This is a genomic window from Adlercreutzia agrestimuris (genome assembly GCF_943193125.1).
Classification (GTDB): domain Bacteria; phylum Actinomycetota; class Coriobacteriia; order Coriobacteriales; family Eggerthellaceae; genus Xiamenia; species Xiamenia agrestimuris.
This window is the reverse complement of sequence record NZ_CALPCX010000002.1, coordinates 446,153-461,689: the sequence shown is the minus strand read 5'-3', so window position 1 is coordinate 461,689 and position 15,537 is coordinate 446,153. Positions and strand designations below refer to the sequence as shown.

Genomic DNA, 15,537 nt, shown 5'->3' with positions numbered 1-15,537 from the left:
AGGGACGCATTTATGAAAGATTCTGTATACATGGCAGAAATGGATGCTTTTACCTATCGCGAAAAGCTTGCCAAAGACGCCATTGTATTTGTGCCGGTAGGCGCGCTTGAGCAGCATGGTTCTCATATGGCTATGTGTGTTGACGCGTATCTTACGAAAGCTATGGCCGGTGCAACTGCAGAGAAGGTGGGGGGCATCTGTGCTGAGCCAATTATCTATGGCTTCAAATCACAACAGCGTTCTGGCGGTGGCTTCCATCTGACAGGCACGACGAGCCTTGATGGTTCAACCCTTATTGCAATTGTTCGTGACATTTGTCGCAACATTGCTGAAGATGGCGCTCGTAAGATCGTTTTCATGAATGGTCACTACGAGAATTATCAATTCGTGTACGAGGGTGTAGATCTTGCACTTCGCGACTTGCGTATGGAAGGCATCGATGACGTTGAAGTCATGCTTATGTCTTATTGGGACTTTGTCGACGATAAGACTATCGAAGAGTTGTATCCCGAAGGTTTCACTGGCTGGGATCTCGAGCATGCGGGCGTCATGGAGACCTCTCTTATGCTGTTACTCTACCCCGACTTGGTTGACATGGATCGAATTGATGAAGAGCTGTATGTCGGATTGCCAGCAGTACTTCCCAACTATGATGTGCTGCCCATCAAACCAGAATACACTCCGCCCTCAGGTTGCCTGTCACATCCCGGTGCTTCAACCAAGGAAAAGGGCGAGATCCTTCGCGATGTAGCCGTCAAAAATATGGTTGATGCCATCGAAAAAGAGTTTGGTGCTTAGTCTTTGAGCACCGAGCCTGTCTATTCACTCTTATCAGATAGGATCTCTTATGAGCCTAAAAGACAAAATCGACGAAGTCGAGAATAACGAAGACAAAGTAGTAAACCAAGTTATCGAAGAGCAAGAAAACGAAACCGGCGAGGTTGATCTTGAAGCCAAACCCGATACCATGACCCGTCTTGGTCGTACGGTTAAGCATGACTTCATCATTCGTGGCGTTGCCGTTGTTGTCGTTGCTCTTTCATTGATCGTTGCCGCCATCAGCGCTGATGCATTCACCGACGCAGTTAACAACATGCGTACCTTTGTTACGCAATACTGCTCATGGTGGATCGTTCTTGCCACCTTCATGACGCTTGCAGTGTGCGTTTTCATTGCAGCTTCAAAATATGGCAAGGTTCGCTTGGGTGGCAAAAATGCTAAGCCTGCATTTACCTACTTCTCTTGGGTTGCAATGCTGTTTGCAACCGGCCAGGGCGTAGGCTTGGTATTCTGGGCTGTTGCAGAGCCTCTGTTCATGATGGGTGGCATTCCCTTCACGTTGCAGGACATGCAATTCCAGCCCGACGTAGCGCTTGCGTGGACCTATTTCCACTGGGGTATCCCGGCATGGGCAGTGTATTGTATCGTTTCACTGTTCCTGTCTTACTCACGCTACAACATGCACAAAGACGTTACCTATCGCGGTTCGGTAGAGAACCTCTTTGGCGAAGGCAAAGCAAGCAAGATTGTTGGCATTATTGTTGAGATTATTGCTGTTTTGGCAACGATCTTTGGTCTGACTACTTCAATTGGCTTGGCATCCTACCAATTCGACTCTGGCTTGAGCGAACTGTTTGGTATTCCGGTTAATGACTTGCTGCTTGTTGCAACCATCTGCTTGTTTGGTGGCTGCGCAACCTTGTCAGTTTGGTTTGGCGTTGTTAAGGGCATTAAGCGTATCTCGAACGCAAACGCTATCATTTCAATCGTGTTCATGATCGTTGTCTTCTTAGCAGGACCTACGTTGTTCATCTTGGGTATGGTTCCTGAGTCTATCGGCGTATTCGCTGACCAATTCTGGCTGATGAGTGGCTTCTCAGAGGCTGTTGGACTTCAAAATGGCATTGAGTCGTTTGGCGAGTCTTGGCAGGCATTCTGGTCATTCTTCATCTTCTGCTGGTGCTTTGCATTTGCAACCTTCACCGCTGGCTTTATTTCAACGATCTCCCGTGGCCGAACGCTGCGCGAGTTCATCGTTGGCGTAGTTGGCGTTGGTGGTCTCATCTGCATCATCTGGACGGTTATCGTTGGTGGCGCTGGCACCTATGCTTCTATGTCTCAACCCGAGATGATTGAAGCAACCATGGCTGACTCTTCAATGGGTCTGTTCATGACCATTCGCTCAATCAATACGATCGAAATCATGCCGACGATCCTTTCGATCTTGGCAATCATCCTTATCGCCGGTTACATCGTTTCTTCTGTTGACTCTGGCGTTATGGCGCTTTCAAACTTCGTGTCTCCTGCTGCAAAGCAGAGCCGCGGCTTCAAGGCAGTTCTTGCACTGTGCATCACCGCTTTGGCAGCCGCATTCGCACTGACCGCTGGTCAAACCTTCTTGACCACCATTCAGTTCGCAACCGTTGCTGGCGGCGTACCGTTCTCCATCGTAGTTGTTTTGATGGGCGTTCAGTTCTTCAAGTGGGTTAAGCATGACCCGCAAATTGTTGAAGCTGGCGAAGGTACTCCGTTCCCGCCTGATTCTCTCGAAGCTCGCCAACTTCGTGAGTGGGCTGAAAACATTGCCAAGCAAAACGCCAATGTAGGCGAAGAGTATGGCGCTGTTTCAGTTGACGAAGTCCTTGGAAATGCTCCTATTGAGGAAGAAACCGAGGAAGTAACCTACTAAAGGCTGTATAAGCGTTTAAAGGCTACACACGGTGGTTTAATGTGGTGTAAGACCGCAACCAAGCGGTTGCGGTCTTACCCGTTTACCCCACTTACAGAAGAAGCCTTGTAGTCCATCACTCCATCGCCTCAGCAAACGATGCTCCTTGAGTGGTGGGCTTCAAGGCCTCTTAGTGTTAACCGCTTGTTATCAAGCACACACACCGGCTCAGCTATACTGGTATCAAAGAAATACCGCTTACCTTCGCCGGAAGGAACCTTATGACAAGCAAACATCATCACCAGGCTCCTGAGTCATCTACCCTATCATACACAGCTCCATCAATACAAGATAATGTTGACAATTTCTCTCATATTGATGAGGTATCGATTGATAATCGTAAAATTCCCGTAATACTAAAAGTATTCGGTATCCTTTGCATTATTGTTGGCGCCGCAGCAGCAGGCCTTATAAGCTGGTTTATCGTGCGCCTTGTTCACAACGCACAAACAGGAAGCGTTAGTGAGCAGATGCAAACTATGGCATTTGTTATAGCCATTGTTGAATTAGTTCTCCTTGCACTTTTGGGAGTATGCGCTGTCGTATTTGGTATTCGCCTTATTCGCAATAAGCGCCGCAATGCCGCCCGCATTGCAATTGGCATGATTGTTGTTACGCTTTTAGCAGCACTTTGCGAAATGATGAGTTCAGGCTTTTCGGTTTCGCTTGTTCCCTTCGCTATCATTATGGTGTTTTTGGTAGTACTTCAAAGCTACCTTGATCCTTCGCTTGCACAAGAACGACGCCTAAAACATCATTTACGCGATATGGAATTGCGCAAAGAGGCACAAGACGGAACGCTTGGAAGAGATGAAAGCGGAAAAGGTTATATCTCTCTGAACTTCTTCAACCTCTTCTGGATCTTTGTAGTCTGTTCAATTCTTGGACTTCTTATTGAAACCATCTTTCATATGATCTTTGTGGATCCGGGTCATTATCAGGATCGTGCTGGTCTTATCTTTGGGCCCTTCTCGCCTATCTATGGCTTTGGCGCGGTTCTAATGACCATTGCACTGAATCGGTTCCATGACAAAAATATCCTTATCATCTTTTTAGTGAGTGCGGTTGTTGGAGGAGCTTTTGAGTTCTTTACCAGCTGGTTTATGCAATTCGCCTTTGGTATTGAAGCGTGGAACTATTCAGGCACTTTCTTGTCTATCGATGGTAGAACCAATGGCATGTTTATGTGCATGTGGGGCGTGCTTGGTGTCATCTGGATCAAGCTCTTGCTCCCCGGCCTTTTAAAGCTCGTCAACCTCATCCCCTGGAATTGGCGTTATGCTGTCACCACTATCTGTGCGGCACTTCTCATTGCAGATGGCGCTTTGACTCTCATTACGCTCGATTGCTGGTATCAGCGTGAGGCGCATCTTCCTCAAGACACCGCTATCCAGCAGTTCTGCGACCAACACTTCGGCAATGCCTATATGGCAGACCGCTTCCAATCTATGTCGCTCAACCCCGAATCAGCAACACGCGCACGTTAATCTTAACCAGGCCTTCGCATTGGTACTCTGAGCATCTCTGCGCCCGCCTCTTTGTTTTTCCTTGACGAAGAAGCGGGCGCACTATACTATAATACGAACATTTATTCGCGCGAACACTTGATCGTATAGAGGTGCATGATGGACATCTTAGAAAAGCTCGAAATCTTATCTGATGCCGCTAAATACGATGTTGCTTGCACCTCTTCAGGGATAACCAGAAACGCACAAGCAGGCAAAGTCGGTCTTGCAAGCGTATCAGGCTGCTGCCACAGTTTCACTCCTGATGGTCGCTGCATTACGCTTCTTAAAGTGCTTATGACCAATGAGTGCGTTTATGACTGCGCTTATTGCGTTAATCGCTCTTCAAATGAAGTCACACGCGCCTCTTTTACCCCGCAAGAGCTTGCAGATCTAACCATGGCTTTTTATCGTCGAAATTATATTGAGGGTTTGTTTCTCAGTTCAGGCGTGGCAAAGAATCCTGACCACACCACCGAGCTTATGATTCAAACGCTTCGTCTCCTTCGCAATGAATACGCTTTTAACGGCTATATTCACGCAAAAGCTATTCCGGGAGCTTCTCCTGAGCTTATTGACGAATTGGGGCATCTGGCTGATCGTATGAGCGTCAATATGGAGCTCCCCTCGCAAGAAAGCCTCAAGCTTTTAGCGCCTCAGAAAAACAAGCAGCGCATATTAACCCCTATGCGACACATCCAACAAAACATTGCCACCGATCATGAAACACGTGCTTTAACGCGCACGCGTAACACTTATTACCCCAACAAAGCTCCCACAAAGAAGACGCGCGCATATGCTCCAGCTGGTCAATCAACCCAAATGATTATTGGAGCTACCCCTGAAAGTGACTTTCATATCCTCAACTTATCAGCCGCACTCTATAAGCATCTTGCTCTCAAACGCGTTTTCTTCAGTGCTTATCTGCCAATAAACCAGGATGCGCGTTTACCTCAAAACGATGCTATTCAGCTCAATCGGGAACATCGTCTCTATCAAGCTGATTGGCTTTTGCGTTTTTATCATTTTGACGTAAGCGAACTCATTGATCAAGACAAACCCTTTTTAGACACTGAAGTTGACCCCAAAGCAAACTGGGCGCTCAACCACCTTGATTTCTTTCCTGTAGAGGTTAATACTGCCCCCCTTCAGGACCTCCTTCGAGTGCCCGGCATAGGTCCAAAAGGGGCTCGCCTCATTGTGCAAGCACGCAAGAAGAGCTGTTTAAAAGAGCAGGAATTGCGCAAACTAGGTGTTGCCTATAAGCGTGCTCGTTACTTTATCACCTGCAATGGCACCTATGGTGGAAAAGGCATCTCTTTTACCCCTGAAGCACTTCGTGCTCAACTTGCCGCACCAATTGACGGAGGAAGACACGGAAGACGCGCAGATAAATGCTTAGCAGGTCAACTCTCAATATTTGATTGCATAGAGCAAGAGCATGGTTCACAGACTCTTCCTCAATCACACGCCCAAACACTCCCTGCACCCACGCCCATTCTTGGTGCCGAACAAGCTGATGGCCTCTTTGGGTGGCAGCAAGCAATTCTTCATCCAGAAAAGGTGCGCGCATGAGCGTGTTTGTTCATGAAGAAAACCCTCAAAATGTGGCCTATGTTTTTGATGGAACACTTGAAGGGCTTTTAAGCGCAGTCTTTTTTGCTTATCAAGCTGGAGAAGATCCACAAGACATTGATACGCTCACACGCTTGCAACCAAGATTAGGGCAAACAATAAGAACTATTGATACCTCCATTTCTTCAGCGCTTCGCCTCCAAAGGGGCATAAGCAGAGTTTGCGGGGCTGATATCTTTGACCTTATTAAGCACGCATCGCTTTCCGATGCGCCCCAAACTCCGTATGCCATCTATGCCTTCATTCGATATGCATTGGCTACACAAAAGCATCACCCGTGCACATCGTGCAATAAGCGCCACAGCTGCTCTCGTACAACCTCCTGCATAGCGCTCCAAAACAAAAGCTATTCGGCAAGTCCATTACGAAACGAGCACGCCCATACCATTACCGGTCCTATACTACGCTTAGAGCGGGCGGTCTTAAATGAACGCCATCGAATGAAGCAATTCTTACGTTTTGAACAGACAGCGCAAGGAGTTTGGTTTGCGAAATGCAACCGTAACGCTAATGTTGTTCCACTCCTCATGGATTATTTCCAAGCGCGCTTTGGCACCGAATCATTTGTTATCTACGATGAAATACATCATGTTGCTGGCATCTGCGACGGGAAAGACTGGCAGCTCGTCCAAACTAACGCATTGAATATTCCCGCACAAACCCAAAATGAATTGCTTATGCAAGCGGCATGGAAGTGCTTTTATGATGCGGTATCAATTGACGCACGCTATCATCCTGAACTGCGTCGACAGTTTATGCCAAAACGGTTTTGGAAAAATATTTGCGAGATGCATGAGCGTATGCCAGATAAATCATTGCTGCACACATCACAAGATGCCCTTAATTCCCCTCAGATTGCTCCAGATTCCCTTTTACGTGATACTTCAACTCCAGTTAAATCAAAGTCGGGAATAAAGCTCTCAAGGTTCGCTGAACCGTCCTGCCAATAATAATCTTCACAACCAAGTTCATCCGCATAATCAAGGAGCGCTTCATAAGCTGCCTCCTCTGCACTTTCCCCTAGTTCCGGGCATGCCTCAAGCGTGCGTTGCGCGCGCGTATCGCCAGCTTGAGCGCGCGTTGTTACAAGAGGCGTGTATTGATTCATCAGTGAGAGTAAGATTGCATCTCCATAGCGCTCATGCAAAAGCTTAACCACCTGTTGTGAATTCTCAAGGGCTCCTGGTAAAAGCAAATGACGAACAATTACCCCTTTAATAAGACGGGGCTGACCGTCAATTTCATCAAACTGCGGCAAGCCAACACATTCAACCATCTTATCAAGCGCAGAAAGCGCAACTTGTGGATAATCAGGCGCGCTTGAATAACGCTGAGCCAGAGTGGAATCAGCGTATTTAAAATCACTGAGATAAATATCAACATATCCCTTATTTGCTTCAATTTGTTCAACACGCTCATACCCTGATGTGTTCCATACAATTGGGATTGAAAGACCTTGCGTTTTCGCTGAAGCAATCACGCAACGCAGGGTATCCGCATAATGGGTAGGCGTCACCATGTTGATATTAAGCGCACCTTGCGCTTGTAATTCAAGACAGACATCCACCAGCCTCTGCTGAGTTACAACAGCTCCCTGCTCTCCAGTAGCGAGAAGCGCATTTTGACAATAGGAACAGCGAAGCGGACAGTATGAAAAGAATATTGTGCCACTTCCCCGCTCCCCACTAATACAAGGCTCTTCCCACATATGGAGCGCTGCACGCGCAATCTTGATGGTATCTGTCGCACCGCAAAAACCACGCTGCCCCGCAAGACGGTTTGCACCGCACAGGCGAGGACAGAGCTGGCAGGTTTGAGATTGATCAATAGTGCGCATTACTTAGTTTTCGGAATAACCAGGATATCCTGGAAAGCCAAAGTATCCATTATCTTCGTCATCGGTGTATCCCTCATAGCCTTCTGCGTCACCGAAGCCAAGATAGTCATCTTCATCATCATCTTCAGTAAAGGCAGGTCCAAATGCATCTTCAGCACGTGACCAATCAAGTCCGTGTTGTGCGCACGTCTGTTCATCAGCATAAAGCAGAGACAAAGCTGAGACAGACATATCCATGCCACCAATAACCATCAGCAATTCAAGCAGATGCAAGCATGATTCTGCCTGAGGCAAAATGAGATCAGCATCATCGGCAGCCTCAAGTGCTGCTGCAACATCAGCCATAAATAACGTCAGCGTATATTCAGACTCAAATGATCCGCCCTCAAGTGCATCCAAAACTGCAGCAGCATCACTGTTTATCGGAGTTGGATACAAAACTTGTTCGCCAAGAGCACCAGACGAACGACGCGTTGCTTGATAAAGTGCTTGAGCCTCAATAGCCGAAACGACGGTTGCTGATTTTTGAATGGTAGAAGCGGCTTTTGCAAGCTGAGCTGAGCCTGCCCCTCCACACACGCTTACCTGGTGCGCCAACAACCCAACATACTCGGTCGCTTGCGCAACAGCATCTTCTTCGCCACCAAGCAAAATGGTTACATTGTCTTGGCAAGAAAGCGCATTTTGCGCAAACATATTCTGCAAAACAAGGGGGGCTTCAACAGCCAAAAGGTCACTTACTGTTGCAACCGCATTAAGCTCACGCGAAAAAGATGGTGTGGTAGCCGACAAATTAATAAGCAAGCTTCCAGGCTGCGCAAGCTGAATGAGACCTTGATCGCCAAAGTAGAGATCTTCAAGTAGTGATTGATTGAGCGAGTAGGTAAAAATCACCTTAGTATTGTCAAACGAAGCGGTACGAGTAAAGCCTGCAGCTTCAAGCGATGCAACCACAAAAGATTCAACCTGATCGCTCCCGAAGAATGCAAAGGTTTTAGCCATTTTTGCGCTCACCTCTTACTTTGTTTGCAATTTTATCGGCAACCGAGAGCTCTTCTCGCTTATCACTGCCCCAGAAAACCACCGCGATCATACCTGGTCCAACATGAGAACCAATGACCGGACCAATACTGCTTTCTAAAAACAAGAGATTCTCGTTATTCTTAGAAAGAATCTCCTTGAGCTTCTCGGCGTCTTTTTCGCAATCGGCATTACCGATGATAACGATCTTTTCGGGACCAGAATTCTGAACGCGCTTTTCATAATAATCGGCAAGTTGCTTAATACCCTTCTTGCGACCACGAGCTACACCCGTGATGGAAAGCTTTCCGTCAGGAGTAATAGTAAGCAACGGCTTAACGTCTAACTTTGAGCCTGCATATGCCACTGTTGAAGGAATGCGTCCACCGCGCTTCAAGACTTCCAGATCATCAATCATGAATGCCTCGTCCACGAAGAATCGAGCTTCCTCTGCCCACTCAGCAAGTTCTTGAGCGCTCATGCCCTTATCGCGCTGACGGAGTGCTTCATACACCAAGAGCGCCTCAGCAACAGATGCCAAACGAGTATCAACCAAATAAATCTCAGCATCAGGATACTCGCTTTTCACCTGCTCAAGCATGAGCACAGCAACATCATAGCTTCCCGAAAGACCACTTGAAAAACTCAAGCACACCGTCGGAACGCCACTTTGCGCAGCACGAGTAAAAACATCTTTGTATGCCTCCATGGAGACTTGCGATGTTGTCGGCTGCTCTCCTTGACGCATGGCGCCATAAAACTCTTTAACAATGGTTGTCTGGAATAGATCGTCAAAATGTTCCCCGTCGCTGAGAATGTAGGGAAACTTCACAAGCTCTACGCCTTCCCTATCAATTACCTCAAATGGCAGATCGCAACATGTATCAACGATCAAATTGCACTGTGGATGCACAAAAACCTCCCTTATAACTTCTTCTTAAGAAGCAATTATTCTTGTCTGAACAGGCGTGGTAAGCTTGTCTTTCAAGGCGTGTACGCACTCATATGCCACACCTATCGCAGGACCAACATGAAGACCGATTACAGGACTTACAGGCCGAACAGCAACTTTATACCCTACCAAAGGCTCAATAACCGATTGAGCCCACTCAATTGCAGGTCGAGCATCACCAATATAGTGAACCATGATGCGTTTTAGGCCAAACTGCTCCATATCGTCTTTGAGCATGGTGACAATCTTATCTAAGGCACGCTTGCGCGTACGAACCTTTGCAGCAGTTGTAGCTTTTCCATCTTTAACAGTAAGCACCGGCACCAACTGAACAAGATTACCCAGCAGCGCTGCTGCATTACCAATACGACCACCCTTTTGCAAAAAAGTGAGCGTCTCGGGTGTAAACAAAAAACGCGTGCGCTCAATTGCTTCTAACACCGACGCAGCGCACCCTGCTAAATCTTCACCAGCGTTGCGAGCGTCCACCGCGTCAAAAATAGGCCATGCCTCATCAAACCCACACGATGTTGAATCAATAATGACATAGGTAAAATCAATATTACGCGCTTTAACCGCACGCGCAGCACGTACCGCACCATCATAGGTGCCCGATAATTCACTAGAAATGAATACTCCCAGCACCGGATCACCTGCCCGTGCAGCCTCTTCAAATATACTCTCTAACTCAAATTGAGAAGGTTGCGAGGACGTGGGGATATTATCAATCATGTCTGATATATCAGCATAAAATGCATCGAGATCCATTGTTGCATCTTCGTATTCTTGTCCATCCTTGTTTACATACAAAGACACAACCGTTATATCATTTTCAGCGGCAATCGACGCTGGAATTGAGGCTACCGAGTCTGTCACAATTCGTATCATGTTGTACTCCTCACTCATCAAGTGCGCCAACGTACCTGCGACTTGTTTAGTTTATTACACCCTATGAGATACCTCGCAGTTGTGCAACTAAATTGCGGCGACGCACACTTAATCCATGTTCTAAGCCCACAGGATAGGTATGCGGATTCAACATGCGCTTTTGGCTCTCATCAAGCGTAGCAAGACCCGCCTTGCAGCGCTCTTGCGCCGCACGAGCATCACGATAACACGCATCCAAAACAACGTTGCCTGCACGGGCAAGTGGTTTTAAGAGCGTTTCCGAACGCAAACCACATAAACGCTTTTGGCGAAGATCATCGAGTGGATCAACAATGATCTCATCAGGGGAAATTCCTGCCTGTGTATCAAAAATCATATCACCAGCAATACGACCATCTTCAAAATAATAGCGCCTGATATCCAACACGCCAGGCGTTGTCAGCTTCACAGCGGATTCAGAGATTTTCAACCTGTCCGTCCATGTATCACTTGCTTCTTTTCTGGTGGCAGAAAGTTTGTATACGCCACCGAGGGTTGGCTGATCATAAGCGCAAGCAAGCTTGGTGCCTACTCCCCACGAATCAACTGGTGCCCCCTCATCGCGAATTGACTGAATGGTGTATTCATCCAAATCATTTGAGAGCACGATACCGCAGTCGGTAAGCCCCGCTTCGTCAAGCATTCTTCGCGCCATTTTTGCCAACCAAGCAAGGTCGCCTGAATCAATACGAATACCAGCTAGACGCTCGTTGCGTGCGCGCATCTCCAGACCGACGGTTATTGCATTTTTGATGCCTTGCTCAACATCATAGGTATCCACGAGCAAAACGCAGTTGTGCGGAAATGCTTGAGCATACGCGCGAAATGCTTCCAACTCATCGTCAAAAGACATAACCCACGAATGCGCGTGCGTTCCAGAAACGGGCAAATTGAAAAGCTCTCCAGCCCATACATTTGAAGTTGAAGCGCATCCGCCAACCACTGCCGCACGCGAAGCCCACACGCCACCAGATACACCTTGTGCACGCCGCAAGCCAAACTCAGCAACCGGCCCTTGTGCAACCAAACAAACGCGCGCTGCTTTGGTTGCCACCAACGTCTGAAAGTTTACGCAGTTTAAAAGCGCTGTCTCAATAAGCTGACAATCCATAATGGGACCAGTAACACGAACAAGCGGTTCGTGAGGAAAAACAATAGTTCCCTCAGGCACTGCATCTATATCAACCGAAAGCCGATAAGTTCTGAGATACTCCAAAAATTCTGACTTAAACAACTTGCCACCGCCAGGAGCATCAAGGCCTGCCAAATAGACAATATCTTGTTCGCTAAAAGCAAAACTTTCAACAAGATCTGCAAGCTGCGCCATACCACATGCTACCGCATACCCCCCATTAAAGGGATAGTTGCGAAAATACATATGAAAGCAAGCTTCTTCCTTTTCTTGACCACTTTCAAGATAACCTTGTGCCATTGTGATCTGGTACAAGTCGGTAAGCATTGCATAATCAATAGTTAAGCCCATGCTAGCCCTTACGATTCTTGTGTTCCATTAGGTTTATGAGAGCGTCTCCGCTTACGATGCACCTGCTGTTTAGGCTGAGTAGCACCAGATGAAGACGCGGTTTTGCTTTGCTGTTTGGGTGAGACAGTTTTTGCGTGCGCCATCTTATTTGACTGGTTCTTTTCTCCGTTTTGCAAGCGCCCTTTCTCTGCCCCTTCAGTTCTTTTGCGCGGCTGCGGCTTGTCCTTTTGATTGCGAAGACCAGAAGACTTCCTCCCAGGTCGCAGGACCGCGCGCGGCGTTTGAGGCTGACCTTGAGTAGACGGTGAGGCACTTTGCGCCTGCTCGTCTCCGCTCAGCGTAGTAGTACGCCTGCGCCTGAGTTTGCGATTTGCGGTTGAACCTTCTTGCGTCTTAGCATCCTCACCACGACGACGAGGCTTTGCGCGTCCAGTTCCACCAGCACTACTAGCTCCAACCAAGCGAGATTGCTTTTGCGCGGCATTTCTTTTGTTCTCTGACTTGCGCTTCTTAGCAGGCTGTTCAGAGATTTGCCCCGGTTTTGCCAGCTGATCATTTCCTTGAAGCTGGACTGTTGATCCAAACAACGAGGAATGCTCAATAGAACCAAAAGACATCTCATCTTGTGCACGCTGCCATGCTTGAGCACCAACCGCACGCGGTCTTAAACCCTCCTCAGGAGGCTCAAAATCAGCAAGTGGAATGCGCACGGGTTTTTCGCCCTCAATACGTAAAGTAACAATCTCTCGTGGAACGTCCAAAGAAACAACTTTCGCAATTCCTTCAGGCGTTTCAATAGAAGCATTCTGCTTAGGCGCACGCGTATTGAAGTCTTTATAAGCTTCAAATTCATAGCGAAGACAACACATTAAGCGCCCACATACTCCTGAAATCTTCTGTGGGTTAAGCGAGAGATCTTGCTCTTTCGCCATACGAATAGTGACCTGGCAAAACTCGCCGCCCAAACGCTTGCAGCAAAGTTCTTGGCCACAATGGCCCAAACCGCCCACCATGCGCGCTTCATCACGAACACCAATCTGGCGCATATCAATGCGCACGTGGAATTGAGCAGCAAGCTTTCGCACAAGATCGCGGAAATCTACGCGATCCCCCGCTTCAAAATAAAAAATTGCTTTGTCTCCATCAAGCAAATACTCAACCGAAACAGGATGCATATCCTCATTTGTTTCAGCAGCCATTTGCTTGAAGATAGGAAGTGCCTCGCGCGAGAGTTGCTCCATTTTGTCAGCGTTTTCGCAATCTTCATCCGTCGCAATGCGAAGCACGGGTTTTAAAGCGCTTTTTAAGTTGGCCACTTGTTCATCAGTAGCATCAAAAATCTCAGAAGCAAGATGACCGAATTCAGTACCACGCGCCGTACTCACGACAACCGGATCGCCGGGCTCAATGACCAAATCTTGCGCATCAAACCAGAGTACTTTGGGGTTATATAATAAATTCACGGGTGCAATGCGAACCATAACGCACCTTTCTAATGTTGTAATAATCGCGCATAATGCTGCGTTTCAGTTTGACCATATAGTATATCGCGAATAGCAAAAAGCAGCGCATCGACGCATGTTTCGGGAGACACATTGTAGGTAAGCGCGGCATCAATAGTTGATGTGGCCTCCAAAGCCGCAGTCACACGTGCTTCGTTCGTATCGCGCGCAACCGTTTGCAGGGTGGTCAGCACGTCAGTGTTAACAACAAGGCTTTCACCTTGCACACAAATCACCAACACATCACGCAGCCACGAACGCGCCAACGCTACGAGCTGATGCAAGTAGGTCATAGTTGCTGCACTCAGCTGTCGCTTGTGACGTGCTTCAAGTTGTCGGAGTGCAGACTTTTCCAGAAAGTCTTTGTTTTGTGCAAGCTCTTGTTCTTGCTCGGCGCGTACGACATCAAGTGGCGCCTGAGTGAGGCTCACCAATTCACGTGCATATCCAATGATATCCCAGTCATCTGCGTGGTAGAGTTGACTGAGCATTTCAAACACTCTACTACGAAACGCCATGCGCTCATTTGATTGCAGGAATGCCGCAGCACCTTCAAGAGAGCTATTTGCTGCAGCAAGCGCAAATCGTGCCTGCTCAAGACTGGCACCAGTGTTTTGAACCACCAGTTGGGCCGCCTCTTGATCTGGAATAGTGCGAAAAGGCACCACTTGGCAACGAGAAACAATGGTTGGCAAAACCGACTCTGCAGTGCGCGCCAGCAGAATCAAAACCACATCTTCGGGGGGCTCTTCAAGCGTTTTAAGAAAGGCGTTTGCTGCCTGCACACCCAAAAGATCAACCCGATCAAGAATATAGATCTTTTTGTTTGCGCGAATGGGTGCCAGCGTGGCATCAGAGGTAATAGAACGAATTTGTTCTACCAAATATCCACTAGCTCCTTCGGGTGCAAATAGACGCACGTCAGGATGCTTTTTTCTCTTGACCTTGTCACAGATGTCACAAGTCTTACAACATGCTTCGCCATACGATTGACCGCCTGTTGCACACAAAATAGCTTGAGCAAAGGTACAAGCAGCAATAGTTTTATTTGACCCTGCCGGGCCGGTAAAAAGATACGCATGGCTCACGCGATCCTGCAAAATACTTGCACGCAAAAAGTCACGCACATGAGGTTGTCCTAAGATATTTTCAAAGACATCTGCCATCTATTCACCTTTGCCCTGCTGATTGCACTCAGCACTTGCAGATGTTGCAAGCGGCGCTTCAGCAGATACGTGTCGCGTATTGAAATGCGAGAAATACTCGTTGTCATTGAGCAGAGGAAGCAACTCAGGAAAAATATCTGAAACCGCCTCAAATACCCGAAACGCCGTCACGGCTTTCTCCCGATCAGAAACCACCTCAACAACCCGATCAGGGAAACGTTTTGCCAAGTGCTCATACGCTTCGTTGACGCGATTGTGAAACGCCTCTCCTTCAAGCTCAAGACGATCAGCATCCCGCTTATGAGTGGCACGCGCAAGATTTGCTGCAGCATCAGCGCGCGTGGTCATCAAAATTGTTCGTCGCGGAACGATGTCTTTGCATGCGAAAGCATTCGCTTGTTCAATAAATTCCTCATCAAGGCCACGCCCTGCCCCTTGATAGGCTAAGGTAGAATCACAAAAACGATCACACAACACCACCGCACCACGCAAAAGTGCAGGCGCAATTACCTCGTCAATGAGCTGCGCGCGGCATGCTTCATAAATCAACAGCTCACTGCGCGCAGAAAGCGACGCATTTGAAGGATCAAGCACAAGCGCTCGCAAGGCTTCGCCAAGCACCGTACCACCTGGTTCTCGCAAGCATACGACCTCATAGCCCTGCTCCATCAGCGCTTCAGCCAAAAAGCGAATATGCGTTGATTTGCCGGCGCCATCGCCGCCTTCAAAAGTTATAAAGATGCCGTCACGCGAGGCGACGGCAGAAGTTGATTGCATCATAG

At 47.9% G+C, this 15,537-nt stretch carries 13 protein-coding genes; 5 read left to right on the top strand and 8 right to left on the bottom strand.

What is annotated here, in order from left to right:
• Positions 1 to 12 precede the first annotated feature (12 nt).
• The 5 genes from NFR28_RS05140 (at position 13) to NFR28_RS05120 (ending at position 6,818) form a co-directional block, all read left to right on the top strand.
• Positions 13 to 798 carry a creatininase gene (locus tag NFR28_RS05140; RefSeq protein WP_251178756.1) on the top strand — a complete coding sequence of 262 codons (786 nt, stop codon included), beginning with the start codon at positions 13 to 15 and terminating at the stop codon, positions 796 to 798.
• Between the two features lie 49 nt (positions 799 to 847).
• The gene (locus NFR28_RS05135) at positions 848 to 2,689 is read left to right on the top strand and encodes a BCCT family transporter (protein ID WP_251178755.1); all 1,842 of its coding nucleotides are present in this window, start codon (positions 848 to 850) and stop codon (positions 2,687 to 2,689) included.
• Between the two features lie 260 nt (positions 2,690 to 2,949).
• Complete coding sequence (locus tag NFR28_RS05130; protein ID WP_251178754.1) at positions 2,950 to 4,215, top strand: putative ABC transporter permease; 1,266 nt, start codon at positions 2,950 to 2,952, stop codon at positions 4,213 to 4,215.
• Between the two features lie 135 nt (positions 4,216 to 4,350).
• The gene (locus NFR28_RS05125; protein WP_251178753.1) at positions 4,351 to 5,808 is read left to right on the top strand and encodes a putative DNA modification/repair radical SAM protein; all 1,458 of its coding nucleotides are present in this window, start codon (positions 4,351 to 4,353) and stop codon (positions 5,806 to 5,808) included.
• On the top strand, positions 5,805 to 6,818 hold the full coding sequence (locus NFR28_RS05120) for a TIGR03915 family putative DNA repair protein (protein ID WP_251178752.1): 1,014 nt from the start codon (positions 5,805 to 5,807) through the stop codon (positions 6,816 to 6,818). The genes NFR28_RS05125 and NFR28_RS05120 overlap by 4 nt, the downstream gene beginning before the upstream one ends.
• Here NFR28_RS05120 and NFR28_RS05115 read toward each other — a convergent pair.
• The 8 genes from NFR28_RS05115 to tmk all read right to left on the bottom strand — a co-directional run bounded on the left by NFR28_RS05115 (position 6,719) and on the right by tmk (position 15,535).
• Positions 6,719 to 7,705, bottom strand: a complete 987-nt coding sequence (locus NFR28_RS05115) for a radical SAM protein (protein ID WP_251178751.1) — start codon at positions 7,703 to 7,705, stop codon at positions 6,719 to 6,721. The genes NFR28_RS05120 and NFR28_RS05115 overlap by 100 nt on opposite strands.
• 3 nt (positions 7,706 to 7,708) lie before the next feature.
• Complete coding sequence (locus NFR28_RS05110) at positions 7,709 to 8,707, bottom strand: NAD(P)-binding domain-containing protein (RefSeq protein ID WP_251178750.1); 999 nt, start codon at positions 8,705 to 8,707, stop codon at positions 7,709 to 7,711.
• Positions 8,700 to 9,638: a DegV family protein gene (locus NFR28_RS05105; RefSeq protein WP_251178749.1), complete on the bottom strand. Its 939-nt coding sequence runs from the start codon at positions 9,636 to 9,638 to the stop codon at positions 8,700 to 8,702. Before NFR28_RS05105 ends, NFR28_RS05110 begins: the two co-directional genes overlap by 8 nt.
• 24 nt (positions 9,639 to 9,662) lie before the next feature.
• Positions 9,663 to 10,565 carry a DegV family protein gene (locus NFR28_RS05100; protein ID WP_251178748.1) on the bottom strand — a complete coding sequence of 301 codons (903 nt, stop codon included), beginning with the start codon at positions 10,563 to 10,565 and terminating at the stop codon, positions 9,663 to 9,665.
• A gap of 61 nt (positions 10,566 to 10,626) precedes the next feature.
• A complete protein-coding gene (locus NFR28_RS05095; RefSeq protein WP_251178747.1) occupies positions 10,627 to 12,087 on the bottom strand; it encodes a nicotinate phosphoribosyltransferase in 1,461 nt (486 codons plus the stop codon).
• A gap of 8 nt (positions 12,088 to 12,095) precedes the next feature.
• Positions 12,096 to 13,568, bottom strand: coding sequence for a PSP1 domain-containing protein (locus tag NFR28_RS05090; RefSeq protein ID WP_251178746.1), 1,473 nt, complete (start codon positions 13,566 to 13,568; stop codon positions 12,096 to 12,098).
• Positions 13,569 to 13,579: 11 nt separating this feature from the next.
• Positions 13,580 to 14,755, bottom strand: coding sequence for a DNA polymerase III subunit (locus NFR28_RS05085; protein ID WP_251178745.1), 1,176 nt, complete (start codon positions 14,753 to 14,755; stop codon positions 13,580 to 13,582).
• Positions 14,756 to 15,535: a dTMP kinase gene (gene tmk, locus NFR28_RS05080; protein ID WP_251178744.1), complete on the bottom strand. Its 780-nt coding sequence runs from the start codon at positions 15,533 to 15,535 to the stop codon at positions 14,756 to 14,758.
• Between the last annotated feature and the right edge of the window lie 2 nt (positions 15,536 to 15,537).